Here is a 22,321-nt window from a genome sequence, read left to right on the forward strand (position 1 = left end):
CCTGCAGCCTCGGTCCACTTGACATCGCTGCGTCGCGGGTTAAGAGGGCTGCGTCATGGGGCCGTAGCTCAGTTGGTAGAGCGCATCGTTCGCAATGATGAGGTCAGGGGTTCGATTCCCCTCGGCTCCACCAGACAGGATCATCTGAAAATATTGTAAATACCGCCGCTTGCACGTGGCTGCGATGACATGCGCGATGCCGTCGTTGCAGGGAGGCCGGGCCTAACTTCTCAGGCCGGTGCGCTTCAGCAGTCCCTTGCGTTTTGCCTCGTAATAATAGCCCCGGGCATACCACATGACCGCGTCATCCGGATCGCCTTCGGCCACCAGCCACGCGCCGCGCAGATACTTGACGCCGTATCGCAGATTGGTGTCGGCATCCAACAGCCCCGACGCAGGTCCACGATAGCCCATCGTCCGGGCCGTCTGCGGCAGGATCTGCATGAGGCCGTAATAGGGACCGTTGCGGGCATCAGGGCGGTGACGCGATTCGCGTATCACGACGCGCTGGACCAGTTCGGCTGGCACCTCGTAGTGGCGGGCCCAGAAATTGATCCGTGATCTGAGATAAGGGGTTTCGTTCGGGTAAAGCCCGGACGCGCGCAACCCGGCACGAGTATCGCCCGATCCGGACCGCCCTGTGCCGCATGCGGCTAGGATCAGCGCAGCCATCACGAAGCTGCGCCGGCCCATGCGGTTGAGGCTGGCGGATGCGGCGCGGTGCGGGGGCATGGCCCCCGCAGGTCGATCAGACATGGATCGGACCGTCGCCGCAGGCCAGCGCGGCCTCGCGGACGGCTTCCGAGGTGGTCGGATGCGCGTGGCAGGTCAGGGCCAGATCCTCGGCCGCGGCGCCGAACTCCATCGCCACGCAGACTTCGTGGATCATCTCGCCCGCGTTCGGGCCGATGATATGACAGCCCAGGATCCGGTCGGTTTCCGCGTCCGCGATCAGCTTCACGAACCCGTCGGCCTGCATCATGGCCTTGGCGCGGGCGTTGCCCATGAACGGAAACTTCCCGATCTTGACCTTGCGGCCGGCGTCTTTCGCGGCCGCTTCGGTCATGCCGACATTGGCAACCTCGGGGGTGGTGTAGATCACGCCGGGGATCACGTCGTAATTCACATGGCCATGCTTTCCGGCGATCACCTCGGCCACTGCCATGCCTTCATCCTCGGCCTTGTGGGCCAGCATCGGGCCGGGAACGCAATCACCGATCGCATAGACGCCCTTGACGTTGGTGGCCCAGTGTTCGTCGATCTTGACGAAGCCACGATCGGTCATCTGCACGCCCAAGGCGTCAAGCCCCAGCCCATCGACCTGCGGACGGCGGCCGGTGGCCACCAGCACGCAATCGGCGTCGATGCTGTGTTCGCTGTCGTCCTTTTTCAGACTATAGGCGATCCGCGCCTTGCCCTTTGCCGCTTCGGCGGATTTCACCGCGGCACCAAGGATGAATTTCAGCCCCTGCTTGGTCAGGATCTTCTGGAACTGTTTCTGCACCTCGGCGTCCATGCCCGGGGTGATCTCGTCCAGATATTCGACCACGGTCACTTCGGCGCCCAGACGGGCATAGACCGAACCCAGTTCAAGCCCGATCACACCAGCGCCGATCACCACCATGGATTTCGGGATCTTCGGCAGCGACAGCGCGCCGGTCGAATCCACGATGACGCCACCCGCATTGTCGACCTCGACGCCCTTCAGCTTGGCCGGGTCCGACCCGGTGGCGATGACGATGTTCTTCGCCTCGTGCACCTTGTCGCCGACCTTCACCTTTCCCGGCGACTCGATGCTGGCCCAGCCCTTCAGCCAGTCGATCTTGTTCTTCTTGAACAGGAATTCGATGCCCTTGGTGTTGCCCGAGACCGTTTCCGCCTTGTAGCCCTGCATCTTGGTCCAATCGACCTTCACCTTGGCGCCGGTCAGGCCCATGCGGTCGAAATTCTCGTGCGATTCGTGCAGCATGTGGCTGGCGTGCAGCAGTGCCTTGGAGGGGATGCAGCCCACGTTAAGGCAGGTTCCGCCAAGCGTCTCGCGGCCCTCGACGCAGGCGACTTTCAGGCCCAATTGGGCGGCGCGGATGGCGCAGACATAGCCGCCGGGGCCGGCGCCGATCACGATCAGGTCATACATGTTTCATGTCCCTTCTTTCAGTGGCGGCAGACGGATTTTTCGCATCCCGCGCCGGGTCGTCGGTTCAAGCCGGTCTAGAACAGGCTTGCGATAATCATCAGCAGTGTGGCCGCAAAACCGACCGCCCAGATGAACGACCGCCACGGAACCCAGCCCAGCACATAGGCCGGAACATAGACAATCCGGGCGATCAGATAGGCCCACGCGCAGGCCGCGGTGAACGCAGAAGCCGCGCCACCCAGCGTGACGACGACGACCGCCAGCGTAAACATCACAAGACCTTCAAAATGGTTATTCAGGGCCCTTTGCAGCCGGCCTGCCGTGCCGGTCAGGGCGGGCGGGTTGTCGCGTGTTCCCATCGCGACCTTGGGGCCGACCTGCCGATTGGCTGCGATGGAAAAGCCCACGAACTGAGCCACTTGCAGAAGCCCGGCCAAGGCCAGAACGGTAAGTTCGGTGGTCATCATCAGGCGGTCTCGACGAAATGGAAGCTGGTGGCGGTGACGCCAGCCTGCGAGTTGAACACGGCTGCCGCGCCGTCCAGATAGTTGCGCGCCGCCTTGGCGTCGCTTATGTCGAACAGCGCCCAGGCGCTGCCGTCATTCTCGTGCCACAATTGCAGCAGCGCCAGTCCGTTATTGCCGCGATCCTCGGCATCGGCATCGAAGGCGGTCTTGAAGGCGGCGTAGTCGCCGACCGAATAATGGGCGATCATCTGCATGTCTTGGTCCTGCCTTTCGGGTGAACGAGGCTGAGTATCCTCTGCCTTCCGACCAACGGTTCCGGGGCGCGGATGGTTGCCTGAGGACGCCGACCCCGAAGCGTCGCCTGTTGCGCAACGGCAGCGTGCGTTGCGCGCAGGGCGCCTGTTCCCTGGCGTGGGTCAGAGCGCCTGCGATTGCTGGAATTTTCGTCGCACAGGGGATGCACCGCGCGTACACCGCGGGTGCACAGCGCGTACACAGCTTGCGCGCGTTGCGCTGCCGCTTCGTGCGCATCCGCACAAACCGTCGCGCTGCGGGCAGTATCTGTGCGAAAACCCATGATCGACCTCGGGACAGTGCGGGACAGGACCGGTGTGATGCGATTGCCGCGCGCCACGTCCCTTGCAGGCACGGCGCGCGGCGCCGGGATCACAGATCCATCAGCAGGCGGCGCGGATCTTCCAGCGCCTCCTTGACGCGCACGAGGAAGGTCACGGCGCCCTTGCCGTCCACGACGCGGTGATCGTAGCTGAGGGCCAGATACATCATCGGACGGATCACGATCTCGCCGCCGACGACCATCGGACGTTCCTGGATCTTGTGCATGCCCAGAATGCCGGACTGCGGCGGGTTCAGGATCGGCGAGGACATCAGCGAACCATAGACACCACCATTCGAGATGGTGAAGGTGCCGCCCTGCATCTCGGCCATCGACAGCTTGCCGTCGCGGCCCTTGGCGCCCAGTTCACCGATCTCTTTCTCGATCTCGGCGAAGCTTTTCTGGTCGGCATCCTTGACGACCGGCACCACCAGCCCCGAGGGCGTGCCGACGGCGACGCCCATGTTGACGTAGTTCTTGTAGACCACATCGGTGCCGTCGATCTCGGCGTTGACCTCGGGCACTTCTTTCAGCGCGTGGCAGCAGGCCTTCACGAAGAACGACATGAAGCCCAGCTTGACCTTGTGCTTCTTTTCGAACGCGTCCTTGTATTCGTTGCGCAGACCCATGACGCCGGACATGTCGGCCTCGTTATAGGTGGTCAGCATCGCGGCGGTGTTCTGCGCGTCCTTCAGGCGCCGTGCGATGGTCTGGCGCAGACGGGTCATCTTGACGCGTTCCTCGCGCGCCGCATCCTCGGGCTTGGACGGGGCGCGAGGGGCGGCCGGCGCGGATTTCGGTGCCGACGAGGCCTTGGCCACGTCTTCCTTCATCACGCGGCCATCGCGGCCCGATCCTTCGACCTGATCGCGGCTGACGCCTTTCTCGGCCATCGCCTTCTTGGCCGAGGGCGCATCCTCGAAATCCTTGGCGTCGGCTTCGGAGCGTGGAGTCATCTCTTCGGGGCCGGCGTCGGTGGCCTTCTCGTCGGGCGTGGCAGGGGCGGGCTTGCCTGCCGACGCACCTTCGCTGATGACGGCCAGTTTCGCCTTGGCGTCAACGGTCGCGCCTTCCTCGGCCACGATCTCGGCCAGCACGCCGGCGGCCGGAGCGGGAACTTCGACCGACACCTTGTCGGTTTCCAGTTCGCACAGCATCTCGTCGGCCTCGACCTGATCGCCGACCTTCTTGAACCAGGTCGCGACGGTGGCCTCGGTGACGCTTTCGCCAAGCGCCGGCACCATCACGTCAACGGAATTGCCGCTCATGTCCTTCTGTCCCTCCGGGCTTTCTGTGGCCTTGTTGTCGGCCTGCGGTTTTTCGGTCTTCTTCGGGGCGTCGCCAGAGGCGGCGCCGGCTTCGTCGATCTGGGCCAGCAGCGCGTCCGGCGCGACCGTCTCGCCCTCGGCGGCGACGATCTCGGCCAGGACGCCTGCGGCGGGGCTGGGCACCTCGACCGTGACCTTGTCGGTTTCCAGCTCGCACAGCATTTCATCGACCTCGACGGAATCGCCCGGTTTCTTGAACCAGGTCGCGACGGTCGCCTCGGTGACGGATTCGCCCAGTGTAGGCACGCGGACTTCGGTGGTCATCGGATCATCCTTCGATATCGAGCGCTTCGTTCACCAGCGCTTCCTGTTCGGCCTTGTGGCGCGAGGCCAGTCCGGTGGCGGGCGATGCGGCGGCGTTGCGGCCCACATAACGTGCGCGGGAATGTTTGGATCCAAGCCGTTCCAGCACCCATTCCAGATACGGATCGACGAAGGTCCAGCCGCCCTGGTTCTTGGGCTCTTCCTGGCACCAGATCACCTCGGCCTGCTTGAAGCGACCCAGTTCCTTCACCATCGCCTGGGCGGGGAAGGGATAGAACTGTTCCAGACGCAGCAGATAGACATCGGTGATGCCGGCTTCGTCACGCGCCTTCAGCAGGTCGTAATAGACCTTGCCCGAACAGATCACGACGCGCTTGATCTTGTCGTCGTTGTCCAGCTTGGTGTCCGACAATCCGCGCTGCGCATCGTCCCACAGGATCCGGTGGAAGGTAGATCCGGTCTGGAATTCCTCGGCCTTGCTGATCGCCAAGGGGTGACGCAGCAGGGATTTGGGTGTCATCAGCACCAGCGGCTTGCGGAAGCCGCGATGCAACTGCCGGCGCAGGATGTGGAAATAGTTCGCGGGCGTCGTGCAGTTGGCGACGATCCAGTTATCCTCGGCGCATTGCTGCAGGAAGCGTTCCAGACGGGCAGAGCTGTGCTCGGGGCCCTGGCCTTCGAAACCGTGGGGCAGCAGCATCACCAGGCCGGACATGCGCAGCCATTTCTTTTCGCCCGACGAGATGAACTGGTCGAACATGATCTGCGCGCCGTTGGCGAAGTCGCCGAACTGCGCTTCCCACAGGGTCAGGGTGTTCGGCTCGGCCAGCGAATAGCCATACTCGAAACCCAGCACCGCGTATTCCGACAGCATGCTGTCGATCACCTCGTAGCGGCCCTGGCCCTCGGCGATGTTGTTCAGCGGATAGTAACGATCCTCGGTCTTCTGGTCGATGATCGCCGAATGGCGCTGGCTGAAGGTGCCGCGGGTGCTGTCCTGACCGGCCAGCCGGACCCGGTGACCTTCAAGCAGCAGCGATCCGAAGGCCAGTGCCTCGCTGGTCGCCCAGTCGAAGCCCTCGCCGGTCTCGAACATCTTTCGCTTGGCTTCAAGCAGGCGGCCGACCGTCTTGTGCAGCCCGACTCCTTCGGGGACGGTCGTCAGCGCGCGGCCGATCTGTGTCATGTCGGATTCCGGGATGCCGGTGTCGCCGCGGATATATTCGGCGCCCTCGCGTTCGATGCCCGACCATTTGCCGTCCAGCCAGTCGGCCTTGTTCGGCTTGTAGTTCTTGCCAATCTCGAATTCTTCGTTGAGGTGGGCCTGGAAGGCGGCCTTCATGTCCTCGATTTCGCCCTCGGGGATCAGCCCGTCGGCGACCAGCCGGTCGGTATAAAGCTGCAGGGTCGTCTTGTGACCCTTGATCTTGGTGTACATGGCCGGGTTCGTGAACATCGGCTCGTCGCCCTCGTTATGGCCGAAGCGGCGATAACAGAAGATGTCCAGCACCACGTCCTTGTGGAACTTCTGGCGGAATTCGGTGGCCACGCGGGCGGCGTGGACGACCGCCTCGGGGTCGTCGCCGTTGACGTGGAAGATCGGCGCTTCGACCATCAGCGCGATGTCGGTCGGATAGGGCGAGGTCCGGCTGAAATGCGGCGCGGTGGTGAAGCCGATCTGGTTGTTCACGACGATATGGATCGTGCCGCCGGTGCGGTGGCCGCGAATGCCAGACAATTGCAGGCATTCCGCGACGACGCCCTGACCCGCGAAGGCCGCATCGCCATGCAGAAGGATCGGCAGCACCGCGGTGCGCTCGGACTGGTCGTCCAGCTGGTCCTGCTTGGCGCGTGCCTTGCCCAGAACGACGGGGTTCACTGCTTCCAAGTGGCTGGGGTTCGCGGTCAGCGACAGGTGGACATTGTTGCCGTCGAATTCGCGGTCCGAGCTGGCGCCGAGATGGTATTTCACGTCACCCGACCCGTCCACGTCCTCGGGCTTGAAGCTGCCGCCCTGGAATTCGTGGAAGATCGCCCGATAGGGCTTGGACAGAACATTGGCCAGAACCGACAGGCGGCCGCGATGCGGCATGCCGACGACGATGTCCTTTACGCCCAGGGCGCCGCCGCGCTTGATGATCTGTTCCATCGCGGGGATCAGCGCCTCGCCGCCATCAAGGCCGAACCGCTTGGTGCCCATGTATTTCACATGCAGGAATTTTTCGAATCCCTCGGCCTCGACCAGCTTGTTCAGAATGGCGCGGCGGCCGTTCTGGGTGAAGGCGATTTCCTTGCCGTACCCCTCGATCCGTTCCTTCAGCCAGGCGGCTTCCTCGGGGTTCGAGATATGCATGTATTGCAGCGCGAAGGTGCCGCAATAGGTGCGGCTCATCAGGTCGGTGATCTGCCGTATCGTGGCGATCTCGAGGCCCAGCACATTGTCGATGAAGATCGGCCGGTCCAGATCATCCGGCCCGAACCCGTAGGTCGAGGGGTTCAGTTCGCCATGGTCGGGCACGTCGCGCAGCCCCAGCGGGTCCAGCTTGGCGTGCAGGTGGCCCCTGATCCGGAAGGCCCGGATCAGCATCAGCGCGCGGATGCTGTCCAGCACCGCCTGACGCATCTGCTGGGTGGTCATCTCGACGCCCTTGTCTGCCGCCTTCCGGGCGATCTTGCGGATCGCTGCGTCGGCGTCGGCCTTGTCGCTTTGCGGCCATTCGCCGGTCAGCGCGGCAAGGTTGTCGTCGCTTGGCGCGGGCGGCCAGTCGGACCGTTTCCAGCTGGCGCCTTCGGCCTCGCGCACGGCATCGGCCTCGGGGTCGCCCAGGCCACGGAAGAATTCGTCCCACGCCTGATCGACGGCGGCGGGATCCTTGGCCCACTGGCCGTAAAGCTGTTCCACCCAGGCCGCGTTGTGGCCCTGAAGGAATGACGAATCGTGGAAGTCAGAGTTCTTGGGTTGGTCGGTCATGGGCTCATCCCCGGTTCAGGGTCAGGAAATCAGGCACAGGTAATGTCGATGATGGCCGCGCCGGGATCCGAATAGGGATCGAGGCGCGGGATTCGGTCGATGCCGGCGACGGCGCGGCGTTCCAGCCCGCACAGCGCGCTTGCGGCGCGCCTGTCGGCATTCACGGGCGCACGGGCGGGGTGATAGATCAGCCGCCAGCCGTAATCGCGACGGGCGACGGTGCGCACCGAGTCGGGGGGCAGGGTGCTGGCCTGATGCAGGTCGGTCCGGGCGGGGATGCCGCCGGGCAGGATCAGGTCGGTCATGCGGTCGCCGCAGGCGCCCAGGGTCAGAAGCGCGGCCAGTGACAGTGGGGCGGCTCTGCCGCAGCCGACCGCCGTGCGCGTCGCCGCGCTGCGGGCCGGGTCGGGCTCTGGTTCCTGCTGGCTCAATTCCTGCCTCGCGCGGTGGGTGTCCCGCGCCCCATACTTAGGTGGGGCGCGCGGGGTGTCAAATCATCAGCCCTTGATAGCCTTCAGCACGGCTTCGCCGAGACCGGCGGGGCTGTCGGCGACGACGATCCCGGCCTTCTTCATGGCCTCGATCTTCGATTCCGCGTCGCCCTTGCCGCCCGACACGATCGCGCCGGCATGGCCCATGCGGCGGCCCGGAGGCGCGGTGCGGCCCGCGATGAAGCCGGCGGTGGGCTTCCATTTGCCCTTCTTCTTCTGCTCGGCCAGGAATTCGGCGGCTTCCTCTTCGGCCGAACCGCCGATCTCGCCGATCATGATGATCGATTCGGTTTCGTCGTCATCGAGGAACATCCGCAGCACGTCGATATGTTCCATCCCCTTGATCGGGTCGCCGCCGATGCCGACGGCGCTGGACTGGCCCAGCCCCACGTCGGTGGTCTGCTTGACCGCCTCGTAGGTCAGCGTGCCCGAGCGCGAGACGACGCCGACGCTGCCGCGCTGGAAGATGCTGCCCGGCATGATGCCGATCTTGCATTCGTCGGGGGTCATGATGCCGGGGCAGTTCGGCCCGATCAGGCGGCTGGCGCTGCCTTCCAGCGCGCGCTTGACGCGCATCATGTCCAGAACCGGAATACCCTCGGTGATCGCAACGATCAGGGGGATTTCGGCGTCGATGGCTTCCAGGATCGAATCCGCCGCGAACGGCGGCGGGACATAGATCGCGCTGGCGGTCGCGCCGGTCTTGGCGACGGCCTCGTGGACGCTGTTGAACACCGGCATGTCCAGATGTTCGGTGCCTCCCTTGCCGGGCGTGACGCCGCCAACCATCTGCGTGCCGTAGGCGATCGCCTGTTCGGTGTGGAAGGTGCCCTGAGATCCGGTGATCCCCTGGCAGATGACTTTGGTGCTTTTATCTACGAGGATTGCCATAATTCCCTACCTTATTCGATTTCGCCGGCGACCAGCATGGTGCCGCGCAGACCCGCAAGGTCAGTGTTTGGTATGATCGCGATGCGCACGGGCGTGCCCTTGAAAACGCCGTCAAAAGCGGCACCCGACCGCATGCGTGTGTTTTCGAGGGGTATCTGCTCCGCGCCCGTAGCCTTGATCCAAGGCTGCGCCAACGCGATCGCTTGTTCGGTCGTCATTTCCCCCACAGTAACGCCGCACGCCGTATGACGGGCGGCGCCGGTCGAGGCCGCCGCAACCAGCTTGCGCCGGTCGAGGCTGAGAATGCGATAACCCGATGCGATACCTTCGAACCGATAGCCCTTGGCCCTCAACTGCGTCTGGAACGCCTGACTGTCTGGCATGGTCGCCTGACAAAGTTGAGCTACCTCGGCGGCCTGGGCGATCAGTTCGGGCGACGCACCCACGGACGGGGTTTGAGCAGTCGGGCCCGCTGATTGACCGGTTGTCGCAGTATCCGCACAGCCGCTCAGCGCCAACGCGCACAGAGCGGCGGTGATGAGACCTTTACGTCTCATCCCTTAACCGCCTTCACGATCTTCTCGGCCGCGTCCGACAGGTCGTCGGCCGAGGTCACGTTCAGGCCGCTTTCGCTGATGATCTGCTTGCCCTTTTCGACATTCGTGCCTTCCAGGCGCACGACCAGCGGAACCTGCAATCCGACATCCTTCACGGCGGCAACGATGCCTTCGGCGATGATGTCGCAGCGCATGATGCCGCCGAAGATGTTGACCAGGATGCCTTTGACGTTCTGGTCGCTGGTGATGATCTTGAAGGCTTCGGTGACCTTTTCCTTGGTCGCGCCGCCGCCCACGTCAAGGAAGTTGGCGGGTTCGGCGCCATACAGCTTGATGATGTCCATCGTGGCCATCGCCAGGCCCGCGCCGTTGACCATGCAGCCGATCTCGCCGTCCAGCGCGATATAGTTCAGGTCGAACTTGGACGCCGCCAGTTCCTTGCTGTCTTCTTCGGTCTCGTCGCGCAGCGCCATGATGTCGGAATGGCGGTACAGCGCGTTGTTGTCGAAGCCCATCTTCGCATCGAGGCATTTCAGGTTGCCGTCGGTGGTCACGATCAGCGGGTTGATCTCCAGCATCTCCATGTCCTTCTCGATGAACATGCGATACAGGTTCCGGATCAGTGCCACGCACTGCTTGACCTGCTGGCCCGCAAGTCCCAGCGCGAAGGCCACGCGGCGGCCGTGGAAATCCGACAGGCCCGAGGCGGGATCAACGCTGAAGCTGACGATCTTTTCCGGGGTCGAGGCCGCGACTTCCTCGATATCCATGCCGCCTTCGGTCGAGGCGACGAAGCTGACGCGGCTGGTCTGGCGATCGACCAGCAGGGCCAGATACAGCTCGCGTTCGATGTCGCTGCCGTCCTCGATATAGATGCGGTTGACCTGCTTGCCGGCCGGGCCGGTCTGGTGGGTGACAAGGGTGCGGCCCAGCATCTGCCGGGTCAGTTCCTCGGCCTCGGCCACCGATTTGGCCAGCCGGACGCCGCCTTTTTCACCGGCGGCGGCTTCCTTGAAGCTGCCCTTGCCGCGGCCGCCCGCATGGATCTGGGCCTTCACGACCCAAAGCGGGCCGTCCATTTCGCCGGCTGCCGATTTCGCCTCGTCGGCCTTCATCACCACGCGGCCATCGCTGACCGGCGCGCCATACTGACGCAGCAGCGCCTTGGCCTGATATTCGTGGATGTTCATCGCGACCCCCTTATCGGTTCTGCAGATTTGCGGGTGTATTGGCACAAACTGGCATGGCGGCGAAACGATTTCCCGGTAAAAATGTCAAAACCGGCAGGAACCCGCATATTGTGATCACAGGCGGAAATGCCGTGATCACAAAGCGTGGGATCGGGCGGGTCTGATCTGATTCGCAGGCGTGCAAAGCAAAAAAAACGGCGCGCCATAGGGCGCGCCGCTGTCAGTGCAATCAGCCGCTTTGTATCAGGCCAGGCTGCTGTCGATGCCCTTGCAGGCTTCGATCAGGCCTTTGACGGCGTCGATGGACTTGTCCAGCATCGCCTGTTCGTCCTTGTCCAGCTTGATGTCGATGACCTTCTCGATGCCGCTGGCGCCGATCACGGTCGGCACGCCGACATAGATCCCCTTCAGCCCGTAAGCGCCGTCCACATGCGCCGCGCAGGGCAGCACGCGTTTCTGGTCCTTCAGATAGGCTTCGGCCATCTCGATCGCGCTGGTGGCGGGGGCATAGAAGGCGCTGCCGGTCTTCAGCAGGCCGACGATCTCGGCGCCGCCGTCGCGGGTGCGCTGCACGATGGCGTCCAGCTTGTCCTGCGTGGTCCAGCCCATCTTGACCAGGTCGGGCAGCGGGATGCCCGCCACCGTCGAATAACGGGTCAGCGGCACCATGGTGTCGCCGTGGCCGCCCAGCACGAAGGCCGACACGTCCTTCATGGACACGCCGAATTCCAGTGACAGGAAGTGGCGGAAGCGGGCCGAGTCCAGCACGCCGGCCATGCCGCAGACCTTGTTGGCGGGCAGGCCCGAGAATTTCTGCAGCGCCCAGACCATCGCGTCCAGCGGGTTGGTGATGCAGATGACGAATGCGTCGGGGGCGTGCTTGGCGATGCCTTCGCCGACCGATTTCATGACCTTGAGGTTGATCCCCAGAAGGTCGTCGCGGCTCATGCCCGGCTTGCGGGGCACGCCTGCGGTGACGATGCAGACATCGGCGCCCGCGATGTCGGCATAGTCGTTGGTGCCCTTCAGCGCCGCGTCAAACCCCTCGGCGGGGCCCGATTCCGCGATGTCAAGCGCCTTGCCCTGCGGCGTGCCTTCGGCGATGTCGAACAGGATCACGTCGCCCAGTTCCTTCATCGCGGCCAGATGTGCCAGCGTTCCGCCGATCTGCCCCGCACCGATCAGTGCGATTTTGGGTCGGGCCATGGATAACCTCCGATTTCAAGGATGATTGTTGCGCGGTGGTTAGAACTTTGCGCAACGAATCGCAAGCCTCCCGCGCTGCACCGCGGCGCTGATGGCCCTAACAGCGGCGGCGCGGGGCCCATCTGTGTGCGGCCAGAGCCGTATTGTTGGGTGGATTCGGGCGCGCGGTCAGGGCTGCGCGTGTGTCGATGCCGCACTGCGGCGAAATTCCCCTTGCCATTTCTGACGCGGCGCGGCAGTTTCGCGCAAGAAAATTTCTCGGAGGTGTCCATGGCCCGCCCGTACCGGTCCGTCCTGTATATTCCCGCCGCCAATGCCCGCGCCATGGAAAAGGCGCAGGGTCTGCCCGCCGACGCGATCATCTTCGATCTGGAAGACGCCGTTTCACCCGGCGAGAAATCGGCGGCGCGCGATGCGCTTAAGGTGGCTTTGAACGCGGATTATGGCCCGCGGGCACGGATCGTCCGGATCAACGCGCTGGACAGCGCATGGGGCGAAGACGACGCAAGGTTCTGTGCAGGGCTGGGCGATTGTGCCGATGCTGTGCTGATACCCAAGGTCGATTCCGCCGCCGATCTGGACAAGGTCGCTGCGTTGATTCCCGACACCCCGCTGTGGGCAATGATGGAAACCCCGTTGGGGATGCTGAATGCCGCAGGGATCGCGGCCCATCCGCGTCTGGCCGGCATGGTGATGGGCACCAATGATCTGGCCAAGGAGCTGAACAGCCGCTTTCGCGCGGATCGTCTGCCGATGCAGGCGGGGCTGGGTCTCTGCCTGCTGGCGGCGAAAGCCCATGGCAAGCTGATCGTGGACGGAGTGTTCAATGCGTTTCGCGACGAGGACGGGTTGCGGGCCGAATGCGAACAGGGCCGCGACATGGGCTTTGACGGCAAGACGCTGATCCATCCCGCGCAGTTGGCCATTGCCAATGAATGCTTCGCGCCGACCGAGGCCGAGGTCGATCTGGCGCGACGGCAGATCGACGCGTTCGAGCAGGCCTCGGCCGAGGGCAGGGGGGTCGCCGTAGTAGATGGCAGGATCGTCGAGAACCTGCATGTCGAGACGGCCCGCACAACGCTGGACCGCGCGCAGGCGATTGCGGCCATGGCCGGATAAGGGCAGGGTGAGCACGATTCACGTCCAGCGAAAGGAAGCCAGATGCTGATCCTGATCCTAGGCGTCGCCCTGTGGTGGGCCGCGCATCTGTGGAAACGTGTCGCGCCCGCAAGCCGGGCCGAATTCGGAGAAAAGGGCAAGGGGCTGGTCACCGGCGCCCTGATCCTGTCGGTGCTGCTGATGATCTGGGGCTACAAGATCGCCGACGGGCCGGTCTGGTGGGGACGCTCGGCCGCGACGGTCGGCATCAACAACCTGCTTGTGCTGATCGCGTTCTATCTGTTCGCGGCCAGCGGCATGAAGACCCGCGTCACCGCAATGACCCGCCACCCGCAACTGATCGGGTTCTCGCTGTGGGCGTTCGCGCATCTGCTGGTCAACGGCGATCTGCCCAGCCTGATCCTGTTCGGCGGCCTTCTGGTCTGGGCGCAGGTCCAGATCCTGCTGATCAACCGCACGCCCTGGACGCCGCCTGCGGGACCGTTCCCCGCCAAGAAGGAAGCCATGGCCGCCGCCGGGGCCGTCATCGTCATGCTGGTCGTCGGCATGATCCATGGCTGGCTGGGCTACTGGCCGTTCGGAGGCTGAGATGACCACGATCTATCGCTGCATCACCGAAGATGACACCGCGCAGTTCTGTCACCGGGTGACCGAGGCGCTGTCGCGCGGCTGGCAGCTGCATGGCAGCCCGTCGATGGCTTTCGACCCGGTCAAGGGCGTCATGCGGATGGGGCAGGCCATTACCAAGGACATCCATGCCGAATATCACCCCGACATGAAACTGGGACAGCAATAAGGGCCGCAATGACGAAGACCAATCCGGGCCGCTTCTTCGAGGATTACACGATCGGCCAGATCATCCGCCACGCGGTGCCGCGCACCGTGGCCGAGGGCGAACGCGCGCTGTATCACGCGCTGTATCCGGCGCGCCACGCGCTGTATTCCAGCGATGAATTCGCGGCCTCGTCCGGGCTGGAAAGCAGCCCGCTGGACGATCTGATCGCCTTTCACATCGTCTTCGGAAAGACCGTGCCGGATGTCAGCCTGAATGCGATCGCCAATCTCGGCTATGCCGAGGGGCGGTGGCTACGGCCGGTCTGGCCCGGCGATACGCTGCGGTCGGAATCCGAGGTGATCGGACTGAAGCAGAACAGCAACGGCAAGTCCGGCGTGGTCTGGGTGCGCACGCGCGGCCTGAACCAGATGGACGAACCGGTGCTGGACTATGTTCGCTGGGTGATGGTGCGCAAGCGCGACCCCGAAGCGGTAGCCCCCGAGACGGTGGTGCCCGACCTGGCGCAGGTCGTCGATCCGGCCGATCTGGTCATTCCCGAGGGGCTGGATTTCACCGGCTATGATTTCGATCTTGCCGGCGAGCCGCATCGCTGGGGCGATTACGAGATCGGCGAGAAGATCGATCATGTCGATGGCGTCACCGTCGAAGAGGCCGAACATATGCTGGCCACGCGGCTGTGGCAGAACACCGCCAAGGTGCATTTCGATGCCACCAATCGCGAAGACGGCATGCGGCTGATCTATGGCGGCCACGTGATCAGCATGGCGCGCGCGCTGTCCTTCAACGGGCTGGCCAACGCGCAGATGATCGTGGCGCTGAATGGCGGTGCGCATGCCAATCCCTGCTTTGCGGGTGACACGGTGCGCGCCTGGTCCGAGGTGCTGGACAAGTCCGCGACGCCCGCGCCCGGTGTCGGCGCGATCCGGTTGCGGTTGGTCGCGACCACCGGCGACAGCGCGGCGTTCCCGCTGCGGGGGCAGGACGACAGATATGCGCCCGACGTCCTGCTGGACCTGGACTACTGGGCTCTGATGCCGGTCTAGGCCGTGGCACGGGCGATCCAGCGAATCATGATCGTCGGAGGGCCGGGATCGGGCAAGTCCTGGATGTCGCGGCGTCTGGGGGCGGTCAGCGACCTGCCGGTCTGGCACATGGATCACATCCACTGGTTGCCCGGATGGGTGGAACGTGACAGGCTGGAAAAGGACATGCTGACCCGAGAGGTTCACGCCCGCGACGCGTGGATCTTCGAGGGCGGGCATTCGCGGACCTATCGCGAACGCGCCGCGCGGGCGCAGTTGCTGGTCTGGCTGGATCTGCCGGTCGGGCTGAGGATCCGGCGCGTCCTGTGGCGCGCGATCCTCCATCACGGCAAGGTGCGCCCGGACATGGCCGCAGGATGCCCCGAGGCGCTCGGCAGACAGACGGTCGATTTCCTGCACTTCATCTGGCGCACGCGCGAGACCGGACGGCAGGCCGTGCTGCGCGTGCTGGACGCCGCGCCCGCACATCTGCAGGTCGTACATCTGCGCGGTGCGGCCGAGTTGCGCGGCTTTCTTGCGACCACCCGACCCGCGATGCCGGGGCCGGGGCTGATCCTGTCCGGTGATCCGCGCGACGACCGAGGCAAGCCGTGATTCCCGCAGGTTTCAGGCGCGATGCAGGCGCTGCCGCCGTGCTGTCGTGTGGCCGGAACGATCGCATCCTTCGTTTCGCGGGTGTTGTGATCACGCCTGCGGCACGCGTGATCACAAATCTGCGAATCCACGACTTTTCTTGCAAGGCACTGGTATCTGCGGGTGACAGATGGCACAAAAGCCGACAGATGATGCGCCAATCGCCAGCCCGCGAGGCCAGCCCAAAGCCTGCGACGGGACGTGTGAGAACCGACAAAGGAGGGCCGCTTCATGGCTGACGTGAATCGGGGAAACCGGCCGCTTTCCCCCCATCTTCAGGTCTATCGCCTGCCGGTCGCGGCAGTTACCTCGATCCTGACACGCATCACCGGGCACGCGCTGGTCGCGGGAATCCTGCTGATCGTGTGGTGGCTGGTCAGCGCCGTCAGCGGGCCCGAGGCCTTCGCGATGGCGGACTGGGTCGTGCGGTCCTGGCTTGGCTTTCTGATCCTGACCGGATCGGCGTGGGCGCTGTGGTATCACACGCTGGCCGGGATCCGGCATCTGTTCTACGACGCCGGGATCGGGCTGGAAATCGACGAGGCCCGCAAGTCGTCCTGGGCGATCATCATCGGATCGGGCGTGCTGACGCTGCTGTCCCTGATCCTGTTCTTCATCGGCTGAGGCGAGGGTTCGAAGATGCGCTATATCACCCCAAGAAAAGCCGCCGCCGGTCTGGGTTCCGCCCATAGCGGCACGGGCCATCACTGGGCGATGACGGTCAGTGCCTGCGCGCTGATCCTGCTGACCCCCGCCTTCCTGCTGGTCGTCGGCAGCGCCATCGGCCTGCCGCGCGAGGCGCTGATCGGTTATTTCGGCCGGCCCTATCCGGGCATCGTGACGGCGCTGTTCGTGATTGTGGGCATGATCCATTTCATCAAGGGCACCCGGATCATGATCGACGACTATTTCCAGGGCACCGCCCGCAAGGGCGCGATCATCGTTTCGGTGATCTTCAGTTGGGCGGTCATCGCCGCCGCGGTCTTCGCGCTGGCGAAGATGGCCTTCATCACCATCGCGATCTGAGGACGACATGGCTGCATATGAAATTCAGACGCATGATTACGACGTGGTCGTGGTGGGCGCGGGCGGCGCGGGTCTGCGCGCCACGCTGGGAATGGCCGAACAGGGGCTGCGCACGGCCTGCGTGACCAAGGTGTTCCCGACCCGGTCGCATACCGTGGCCGCGCAGGGCGGCATCGCCGCATCGCTGTCGAACATGGGACCCGACAACTGGCAGTGGCACATGTACGACACCGTCAAGGGGTCGGACTGGCTGGGCGACACCGACGCGATGGAATACCTGGCGCGCGAGGCGCCCAAGGCGGTCTACGAGCTGGAACATTACGGTGTGCCGTTTTCGCGCACCGAAGAGGGCAAGATCTATCAGCGCCCGTTCGGCGGACACACGACCGAATTCGGTGAAGGCCCCCCGGTCCAGCGCACCTGCGCCGCGGCCGACCGCACCGGCCACGCCATCCTGCACACGCTTTACGGTCAAAGCCTCAAGCATAATGCGGAATTCTTCATCGAGTATTTCGCACTGGACCTGATCATCACCGATGGCCGCTGCACCGGCGTCGTCTGCTGGAAGCTGGACGACGGCACGATGCATGTCTTCAACGCCAAGATGGTGGTGCTGGCGACCGGCGGTTATGGCCGCGCCTATTTCAGCGCGACCAGTGCCCATACCTGCACCGGCGACGGTGGCGGGATGGTGGCCCGTGCGGGACTGCCGCTTCAGGACATGGAATTCGTGCAGTTCCACCCGACCGGCATCTACGGCTCGGGCTGCCTGATCACCGAGGGGGCGCGCGGCGAAGGCGGCTATCTGACCAACAGCGAGGGCGAGCGGTTCATGGAACGCTATGCCCCTACCTACAAGGATCTGGCCAGCCGCGATGTCGTCAGCCGCTGCATCACCATCGAGATCCGCGAAGGCCGTGGCGTGGGCGAGCACAAGGACCACATGTATCTGAACCTGATGCACCTGCCGCCCGAGGCCCTGCACGAACGTCTGCCCGGCATCAGCGAATCGGCCAAGATCTTTGCCGGGGTCGACGTGACCAAGGATCCGATCCCGATCCTGCCGACGGTCCATTACAACATGGGCGGCATCCCGACGAATTACTGGGGCGAGGTGCTGAACCCGACCGAGGATACCCCCGACGCCGTGTTCCCGGGCCTGATGGCCGTGGGTGAGGCTGGTTGTGCCAGCGTTCATGGTGCGAACCGTCTGGGATCGAACAGCCTGATCGATCTTGTCGTGTTCGGTCGCGCCGCCGCGATCCGTGCCGGTCAGGTCGTCGATCGCGAGGGCGCGATCCCGTCCACCAATCAGACCGAGGTGGATCGCGCGCTGGACCGGTTCGACAGGGTTCGCAACGCCGACGGGGGCACGCCCACGGCGGAACTGCGGCTTGAAATGCAGAAGACGATGCAGGCCGATGCCGCCGTCTTCCGCACTGACAAGACGCTGGCCGACGGCTGCGGCAAGATGGAGGCGATCGCCGCGAAACTGGACGATATTCATGTCACCGATCGCGGGCTGATCTGGAACACCGACCTGATGGAGACGCTGGAACTGGCGAACCTGATGCCCAACGCGCTGGCGACCATCGTCGGCGCCGAGGCACGCAAGGAAAGCCGCGGCGCCCATGCCCACGAGGACTACCCCGAGCGGGATGATGCCACATGGCGCAAGCATTCGCTTGCGTGGGTCGAGGGGAACAAGGTTAAACTGGACTACCGCCCTGTCCACATGGACCCGCTGACGACGGAACAAGAAGGCGGGATCGACCTGAAGAAGATTGCTCCCAAGAAAAGGGTTTACTGATGCGTTTCAATCTGACTGCCGTTCTTGCTGCGGGTACACTGGCGCTGGCGGGCTGTGTCGCCCCGATGCCCACGACCGCGCCTGGCCCCTCCACCCCGACCACGACCGCGCCGACCACGCTGGACGCCGCATCGCGGTCGCTGGCGCGCAGCGTCGTCAATTCCGAGATGGAAAAGCGTCTGCCCGGCGTGAACGTCGCCCCTTACAGCGATTGCGTCATCAACAACGCCACCACGGCCGAGTTGATCGACATTGCACAGATGGCCCGGTCGGGCACGATGGGCACCGCCGACAGCGTTGCGTCGATCGTGTCGCGGCCTTCGACGACCCAGTGCATCGCCAACGCCGCGCAGTCCGTGTGACGCGATGAGGCGGGCGCGCATTGCGATTCTGGCGCTGTTGTCGCTGGCTGCTTCCGTGTCGGCCTGCGGGCCGGTCCCGGTCGATCAGGCCGAGGCCAGCTGCCAAAGCAATGCGCGTCTTGCCGAGCGTCCGCGCGGCAGCGTGACGATGGGCGCCGGCGCGGGCTCCGACGGATTCTCGGGCGGGTTCGGCCGGGTCGAGCTGGATATCAGCAGCGACTATCTGATGGGCCGTGATCCTGCCGAAGTCTATCGAAGCTGCGTGATGCGCCGTTCCGGCCAGTTGCCGCGGCAGCCTTATTACAGCCAGACGGGCCAGGGCGGATCGCGATGACACGCGCGGTCGACCGTCCTGCGCCCGTGCATCGCGGCGGCGTGCTTTGCGCACCCTCCGAAGGCACTTCCTGAAAGGAGCACCCAATGGTCCAGTTCACCTTGCCCAAGAACAGCCAGATCCGGGTCGGCAAGACCTGGCCCAAGCCGGACGGCGCCACCAATGTGAAGAAATTCCAGATCTATCGCTGGGATCCCGACACCGGCGAGAACCCCCGGCTGGATACCTATTTCGTGGATCTGGACAAATGCGGACCGATGGTTCTGGACGCGCTGATCAAGATCAAGAACGAGATCGATCCGACCCTGTCCTTCCGGCGGTCCTGCCGCGAGGGGATCTGCGGTTCCTGCGCAATGGTCATCGACGGCGGCAACCGGCTGGCCTGCATCTTCGGCATCGACGAGATTGCGGGGGATGTGGCGATCTATCCGCTGCCGCATATGCCGGTCGTCAAGGACCTGATCCCCGATCTGACGCATTTCTATGCCCAGCATGCCAGCGTGAACCCGTATCTGCAGACCAAGTCGCCGACGCCGGGCAAGGAATGGAAGCAGTCCATCGAGGACCGCAAGAAGCTGGACGGGCTGTACGAGTGCATCCTTTGCGCCTCGTGCTCGACGGCGTGCCCGTCCTATTGGTGGAACGGGGACCGCTATCTGGGTCCGGCCGCGTTGTTGACGGCCTATCGCTGGATCATCGATTCGCGCGACGAGGCCACGGGCGAGCGGCTGGACGAGCTGGAAGACCCGTTCAAGCTGTATCGGTGCCACACGATCATGAACTGCACCAATACCTGCCCCAAGGGCCTGAACCCTGCCAAGGCGATCGCGTCGATCAAGCACATGATGGTCGAACGGCAGGTCTGATCGCGTCAACGCCACGGTCGGTCTGCCGGCCGTCGCCATGTTCCGAAAGCCCAAGCCCCCGGCACATGCCCGGGGGCTTTTTGCGTGGCAACGGGGCCTTCCGGAACGAAAACCCGCCCAGGCTGGCGCCGGGCGGGCTGGTTTTTCACACGGAAGACAGGTGTCAGTCGACCAGATCGGTGTCTTCGCCGGTCTTCTTCGCCAGCTGCATGCGCCGCTTCAGCATCTTGCCGGCGACCATGGGCATGATGAAGCCGATGATCGCGATGCTCCACAGGCCGATGGTCAGGGGTGATCCGAACAGCACCGAATAATCGCCATCGGCGATGGTGACGGCGCGGCGCAGATTGACCTCCATCTCGTTGCCCAGAAGCGTGCCCAGGATGATCGGGACCAGCGGGACATCCAGCTTGCGCAACACCCAGCCGCCGATGCCGAACAGGATCATCACGACCAGATCGAAGGTCGAGCCCGAGATGCCGTAGATGCCGACAAAGGAAATCATCGCGACGATCGGCATCAGGATCCGCGGCGGCACCATCAGCACCCGCGTGAACAGACCGATCATCGGGATGTTCAGGACCAGCAGCATGACGTTGCCGATGAACAGGGCCGCGATCAGGCCCCAGACCACGTCGGGGTTGTTGGTGAACAGCAACGGCCCCGGCGTGATGTTCAACGCCAGCAACACCGCCAGCAGAACGGCCGTGGTCCCGGACCCCGGCACCCCCAGCGCCAGCATTGGCACCAGCGCGCCTCCCGCAGCGGCGTTGTTGCCGGTCTCGGGGGCGGCGACACCGCGCGGATCCCCGGTTCCGAAGGTGTTTTCGCGGTCCACGAGGCGCTTTTCCATCGAGTAGGAGATGAACGAGCCAAGCGAGGCCCCGGCACCCGGCAGGACACCGGCGATGAAGCCAAGGACCGAGGTGCGCGCCATGGTCGGGATGCAGGACCGGACCATGCTCCAGGGTGGAATGATGCGCCCGATCTGGACCTTGGGCCCGGTCGAGGAATCCTTATCCGTGCCGCGATGTTCCAGGAAGATGAACACTTCGGACAGGGCGAAAAGTCCGACGATGGCGACAAGGAAGTCGATCCCGTCGTAAAGATGCACCTCGCCGAAGGTAAAGCGCGGAACCCCGGTCTGCGTATCGACACCGATCATCGCCAGCCCCAACCCAAGTGCAGCCGCGAAGGCCGCCTTGGCCTGGTTGGTCGAACTGATTCCGCCAAGCGTGGCGAAGGCCAGAACGAACAGCGCGAAATATTCGGCCGGACCGAACAGCAGCGCCACCTTCACAAGCTGTGGCGCCAGGAAGACCAGGCCCCAGGTCGCGAAGAACGCGCCCACGAAGGATGCGATGCCCGACAGCGCCAGCGCCTCGCCCGCCTGGCCCTTGCGCGCCATCGGATAGCCGTCGAGACAGGTCATCATCGCCGGCTCGTCGCCGGGAATGTTCAGCAGGATCGATGAAATCCGCCCGCCATACATGGCCCCGTAATAGACCGAGGTCAGCAGGATCAGCGCCGGCGTGGCGTCAAGGCCAAGCGTGAATGCAAGCGGGATCAGGATCGCGACCCCGTTCGAGGGACCAAGACCGGGCAGGGCGCCCATTATGGTGCCGAGAAGACAGCCCAGAAGCGCCAGTCCGATATTCTGGAAGGTCAGAGCGACAAGAAATCCGTCGCCGAGAGATGAAAGAAGCTCCATTGATCAGGGTCCTAGAATCCGAAGGGGCCACGGGCCAGCGACAGGCCCAGGATCAGCCGGAACACCACATAGATGCCGACCGAGGTTCCGATGCCGACCAGCACTGCCTCGAGGGGTTTCGATCCAAGCCGCCAGGCCAGATATCCGGCTGCGAACATGGTCGCGACGACGAAGCCCAGCACCGGCAAAAGCTGCGCATAGGCGAACAGCACCAGGACCGCGAAGCCGATTTCAGCCAGTCGCCCGGCCTGCGGCCAGTCCGGCGCGGGATCCGGCTTCACCAGGAAATAGATCGAGGCAAGTCCCATGATCGTGGCAACGATGATCGGAAAGACCGACGGCCCCACGGCGTCGCTCATGAAGGCGACTTCGATCATCGTCGCCTGAATGCCGAAGAAGATGGCGAGAACAAGCCCGATCCCGCCGAAGATGCGGTCGCTCATTGTGACCTCCCTTGATGATGTGCCCAAGGCTTCCGGCCACGCGGCCGGAAGCACGTTGGC

Annotated in this window: 24 protein-coding genes and 1 tRNA gene; 12 read left to right on the plus strand and 13 right to left on the minus strand. The window is 64.3% G+C overall.

Going from position 1 to position 22,321, the window contains the following annotated elements:
* Positions 1 to 57: 57 nt before the first annotated feature.
* Positions 58 to 133, plus strand: a tRNA-Ala gene (locus J7359_RS03320).
* Positions 134 to 222: 89 nt separating this feature from the next.
* On the opposite strand, the gene J7359_RS03325 is transcribed toward J7359_RS03320, so the two are convergent.
* The 11 genes from J7359_RS03325 to mdh form a co-directional block, all read right to left on the minus strand.
* On the minus strand, positions 223 to 756 hold the full coding sequence (locus J7359_RS03325; RefSeq protein WP_247740154.1) for a lytic transglycosylase domain-containing protein: 534 nt from the start codon (positions 754 to 756) through the stop codon (positions 223 to 225).
* Positions 749 to 2,137 (minus strand): dihydrolipoyl dehydrogenase, encoded by a 1,389-nt coding sequence (lpdA, locus tag J7359_RS03330; protein ID WP_209055117.1) that lies wholly within the window; start codon positions 2,135 to 2,137, stop codon positions 749 to 751. Before lpdA ends, J7359_RS03325 begins: the two co-directional genes overlap by 8 nt.
* A 74-nt stretch (positions 2,138 to 2,211) precedes the next feature.
* Complete coding sequence (locus J7359_RS03335; RefSeq protein WP_209055118.1) at positions 2,212 to 2,601, minus strand: MAPEG family protein; 390 nt, start codon at positions 2,599 to 2,601, stop codon at positions 2,212 to 2,214.
* Positions 2,602 to 2,603: 2 nt separating this feature from the next.
* Positions 2,604 to 2,858: a hypothetical protein gene (locus J7359_RS03340; protein WP_209055119.1), complete on the minus strand. Its 255-nt coding sequence runs from the start codon at positions 2,856 to 2,858 to the stop codon at positions 2,604 to 2,606.
* Positions 2,859 to 3,270: 412 nt separating this feature from the next.
* Positions 3,271 to 4,812: a 2-oxoglutarate dehydrogenase complex dihydrolipoyllysine-residue succinyltransferase gene (gene odhB, locus J7359_RS03345; protein WP_209055120.1), complete on the minus strand. Its 1,542-nt coding sequence runs from the start codon at positions 4,810 to 4,812 to the stop codon at positions 3,271 to 3,273.
* Between the two features lie 4 nt (positions 4,813 to 4,816).
* Positions 4,817 to 7,783, minus strand: a complete 2,967-nt coding sequence (locus tag J7359_RS03350; RefSeq protein ID WP_209055121.1) for a 2-oxoglutarate dehydrogenase E1 component — start codon at positions 7,781 to 7,783, stop codon at positions 4,817 to 4,819.
* Positions 7,784 to 7,812: 29 nt separating this feature from the next.
* On the minus strand, positions 7,813 to 8,214 hold the full coding sequence (locus tag J7359_RS03355; RefSeq protein WP_209055122.1) for a hypothetical protein: 402 nt from the start codon (positions 8,212 to 8,214) through the stop codon (positions 7,813 to 7,815).
* Between the two features lie 66 nt (positions 8,215 to 8,280).
* On the minus strand, positions 8,281 to 9,165 hold the full coding sequence (gene sucD / locus J7359_RS03360; protein WP_209055123.1) for a succinate--CoA ligase subunit alpha: 885 nt from the start codon (positions 9,163 to 9,165) through the stop codon (positions 8,281 to 8,283).
* A gap of 11 nt (positions 9,166 to 9,176) precedes the next feature.
* The gene (locus J7359_RS03365; RefSeq protein ID WP_209055124.1) at positions 9,177 to 9,722 is read right to left on the minus strand and encodes a hypothetical protein; all 546 of its coding nucleotides are present in this window, start codon (positions 9,720 to 9,722) and stop codon (positions 9,177 to 9,179) included.
* Positions 9,719 to 10,912: an ADP-forming succinate--CoA ligase subunit beta gene (gene sucC / locus J7359_RS03370; RefSeq protein ID WP_209055125.1), complete on the minus strand. Its 1,194-nt coding sequence runs from the start codon at positions 10,910 to 10,912 to the stop codon at positions 9,719 to 9,721. The genes J7359_RS03365 and sucC overlap by 4 nt, the downstream gene beginning before the upstream one ends.
* Before the next feature lie 243 nt (positions 10,913 to 11,155).
* On the minus strand, positions 11,156 to 12,118 hold the full coding sequence (gene mdh / locus J7359_RS03375; protein WP_209055126.1) for a malate dehydrogenase: 963 nt from the start codon (positions 12,116 to 12,118) through the stop codon (positions 11,156 to 11,158).
* Positions 12,119 to 12,388: 270 nt separating this feature from the next.
* Between mdh and J7359_RS03380 the strand changes: the two genes are divergently transcribed.
* The 11 genes from J7359_RS03380 (at position 12,389) to J7359_RS03430 (ending at position 20,107) form a co-directional block, all read left to right on the plus strand.
* Positions 12,389 to 13,237 (plus strand): CoA ester lyase, encoded by an 849-nt coding sequence (locus J7359_RS03380; RefSeq protein WP_209055127.1) that lies wholly within the window; start codon positions 12,389 to 12,391, stop codon positions 13,235 to 13,237.
* Positions 13,238 to 13,279: 42 nt separating this feature from the next.
* Positions 13,280 to 13,825, plus strand: coding sequence for an NnrU family protein (locus tag J7359_RS03385; protein WP_209055128.1), 546 nt, complete (start codon positions 13,280 to 13,282; stop codon positions 13,823 to 13,825).
* A gap of 1 nt (position 13,826) precedes the next feature.
* Complete coding sequence (locus J7359_RS03390; RefSeq protein ID WP_209055129.1) at positions 13,827 to 14,033, plus strand: DUF1737 domain-containing protein; 207 nt, start codon at positions 13,827 to 13,829, stop codon at positions 14,031 to 14,033.
* Between the two features lie 8 nt (positions 14,034 to 14,041).
* Positions 14,042 to 15,076, plus strand: a complete 1,035-nt coding sequence (locus J7359_RS03395) for a MaoC family dehydratase (protein ID WP_209055130.1) — start codon at positions 14,042 to 14,044, stop codon at positions 15,074 to 15,076.
* Positions 15,077 to 15,079: 3 nt separating this feature from the next.
* On the plus strand, positions 15,080 to 15,670 hold the full coding sequence (locus J7359_RS03400) for a DNA topology modulation protein FlaR (RefSeq protein ID WP_209055131.1): 591 nt from the start codon (positions 15,080 to 15,082) through the stop codon (positions 15,668 to 15,670).
* A gap of 270 nt (positions 15,671 to 15,940) precedes the next feature.
* The gene (sdhC, locus tag J7359_RS03405) at positions 15,941 to 16,333 is read left to right on the plus strand and encodes a succinate dehydrogenase, cytochrome b556 subunit (RefSeq protein WP_209055132.1); all 393 of its coding nucleotides are present in this window, start codon (positions 15,941 to 15,943) and stop codon (positions 16,331 to 16,333) included.
* Between the two features lie 15 nt (positions 16,334 to 16,348).
* A complete protein-coding gene (locus tag J7359_RS03410; protein ID WP_209055133.1) occupies positions 16,349 to 16,735 on the plus strand; it encodes a succinate dehydrogenase, hydrophobic membrane anchor protein in 387 nt (128 codons plus the stop codon).
* A gap of 7 nt (positions 16,736 to 16,742) precedes the next feature.
* Positions 16,743 to 18,545, plus strand: a complete 1,803-nt coding sequence (gene sdhA, locus J7359_RS03415; RefSeq protein WP_209055134.1) for a succinate dehydrogenase flavoprotein subunit — start codon at positions 16,743 to 16,745, stop codon at positions 18,543 to 18,545.
* Entirely contained in the window at positions 18,545 to 18,907 is a 363-nt protein-coding gene (locus J7359_RS03420; RefSeq protein ID WP_209055135.1) for a hypothetical protein, read from the plus strand. Before sdhA ends, J7359_RS03420 begins: the two co-directional genes overlap by 1 nt.
* 4 nt (positions 18,908 to 18,911) lie before the next feature.
* The gene (locus J7359_RS03425) at positions 18,912 to 19,241 is read left to right on the plus strand and encodes a hypothetical protein (protein ID WP_209055136.1); all 330 of its coding nucleotides are present in this window, start codon (positions 18,912 to 18,914) and stop codon (positions 19,239 to 19,241) included.
* A gap of 86 nt (positions 19,242 to 19,327) precedes the next feature.
* A complete protein-coding gene (locus J7359_RS03430; protein ID WP_209055137.1) occupies positions 19,328 to 20,107 on the plus strand; it encodes a succinate dehydrogenase iron-sulfur subunit in 780 nt (259 codons plus the stop codon).
* 163 nt (positions 20,108 to 20,270) lie between these two features.
* Here the strand turns inward: J7359_RS03430 and J7359_RS03435 are convergent, their stop codons facing one another.
* Positions 20,271 to 21,818 (minus strand): tripartite tricarboxylate transporter permease, encoded by a 1,548-nt coding sequence (locus tag J7359_RS03435; RefSeq protein WP_209055138.1) that lies wholly within the window; start codon positions 21,816 to 21,818, stop codon positions 20,271 to 20,273.
* An 11-nt stretch (positions 21,819 to 21,829) separates the two neighbouring features.
* On the minus strand, positions 21,830 to 22,261 hold the full coding sequence (locus J7359_RS03440) for a tripartite tricarboxylate transporter TctB family protein (protein WP_209055139.1): 432 nt from the start codon (positions 22,259 to 22,261) through the stop codon (positions 21,830 to 21,832).
* Between the last annotated feature and the right edge of the window lie 60 nt (positions 22,262 to 22,321).

Source organism: Paracoccus sp. R12_2 (genome assembly GCF_017744015.1).
Classification (GTDB): Bacteria; Pseudomonadota; Alphaproteobacteria; order Rhodobacterales; family Rhodobacteraceae; genus Paracoccus.

Excerpts from the sequence above, each read along its gene's own strand:
- J7359_RS03325 (WP_247740154.1), bottom strand. The coding sequence starts at position 756 with ATGTCTGATCGACCTGCGGGGGCCATGCCCCCGCACCGCGCCGCATCC.
- lpdA (WP_209055117.1), bottom strand. The coding sequence starts at position 2,137 with ATGTATGACCTGATCGTGATCGGCGCCGGCCCCGGCGGCTATGTCTGC.
- J7359_RS03335 (WP_209055118.1), bottom strand. The coding sequence starts at position 2,601 with ATGACCACCGAACTTACCGTTCTGGCCTTGGCCGGGCTTCTGCAAGTG.
- J7359_RS03340 (WP_209055119.1), bottom strand. The coding sequence starts at position 2,858 with ATGCAGATGATCGCCCATTATTCGGTCGGCGACTACGCCGCCTTCAAG.
- odhB (WP_209055120.1), bottom strand. The coding sequence starts at position 4,812 with ATGACCACCGAAGTCCGCGTGCCTACACTGGGCGAATCCGTCACCGAG.
- J7359_RS03350 (WP_209055121.1), bottom strand. The coding sequence starts at position 7,783 with ATGACCGACCAACCCAAGAACTCTGACTTCCACGATTCGTCATTCCTT.
- sucD (WP_209055123.1), bottom strand. The coding sequence starts at position 9,165 with ATGGCAATCCTCGTAGATAAAAGCACCAAAGTCATCTGCCAGGGGATC.
- J7359_RS03365 (WP_209055124.1), bottom strand. The coding sequence starts at position 9,722 with ATGAGACGTAAAGGTCTCATCACCGCCGCTCTGTGCGCGTTGGCGCTG.
- sucC (WP_209055125.1), bottom strand. The coding sequence starts at position 10,912 with ATGAACATCCACGAATATCAGGCCAAGGCGCTGCTGCGTCAGTATGGC.
- mdh (WP_209055126.1), bottom strand. The coding sequence starts at position 12,118 with ATGGCCCGACCCAAAATCGCACTGATCGGTGCGGGGCAGATCGGCGGA.
- J7359_RS03380 (WP_209055127.1), top strand. The coding sequence starts at position 12,389 with ATGGCCCGCCCGTACCGGTCCGTCCTGTATATTCCCGCCGCCAATGCC.
- J7359_RS03385 (WP_209055128.1), top strand. The coding sequence starts at position 13,280 with ATGCTGATCCTGATCCTAGGCGTCGCCCTGTGGTGGGCCGCGCATCTG.
- J7359_RS03390 (WP_209055129.1), top strand. The coding sequence starts at position 13,827 with ATGACCACGATCTATCGCTGCATCACCGAAGATGACACCGCGCAGTTC.
- J7359_RS03395 (WP_209055130.1), top strand. The coding sequence starts at position 14,042 with ATGACGAAGACCAATCCGGGCCGCTTCTTCGAGGATTACACGATCGGC.
- sdhC (WP_209055132.1), top strand. The coding sequence starts at position 15,941 with ATGGCTGACGTGAATCGGGGAAACCGGCCGCTTTCCCCCCATCTTCAG.
- J7359_RS03410 (WP_209055133.1), top strand. The coding sequence starts at position 16,349 with ATGCGCTATATCACCCCAAGAAAAGCCGCCGCCGGTCTGGGTTCCGCC.
- sdhA (WP_209055134.1), top strand. The coding sequence starts at position 16,743 with ATGGCTGCATATGAAATTCAGACGCATGATTACGACGTGGTCGTGGTG.
- J7359_RS03420 (WP_209055135.1), top strand. The coding sequence starts at position 18,545 with ATGCGTTTCAATCTGACTGCCGTTCTTGCTGCGGGTACACTGGCGCTG.
- J7359_RS03425 (WP_209055136.1), top strand. The coding sequence starts at position 18,912 with ATGAGGCGGGCGCGCATTGCGATTCTGGCGCTGTTGTCGCTGGCTGCT.
- J7359_RS03430 (WP_209055137.1), top strand. The coding sequence starts at position 19,328 with ATGGTCCAGTTCACCTTGCCCAAGAACAGCCAGATCCGGGTCGGCAAG.
- J7359_RS03435 (WP_209055138.1), bottom strand. The coding sequence starts at position 21,818 with ATGGAGCTTCTTTCATCTCTCGGCGACGGATTTCTTGTCGCTCTGACC.
- J7359_RS03440 (WP_209055139.1), bottom strand. The coding sequence starts at position 22,261 with ATGAGCGACCGCATCTTCGGCGGGATCGGGCTTGTTCTCGCCATCTTC.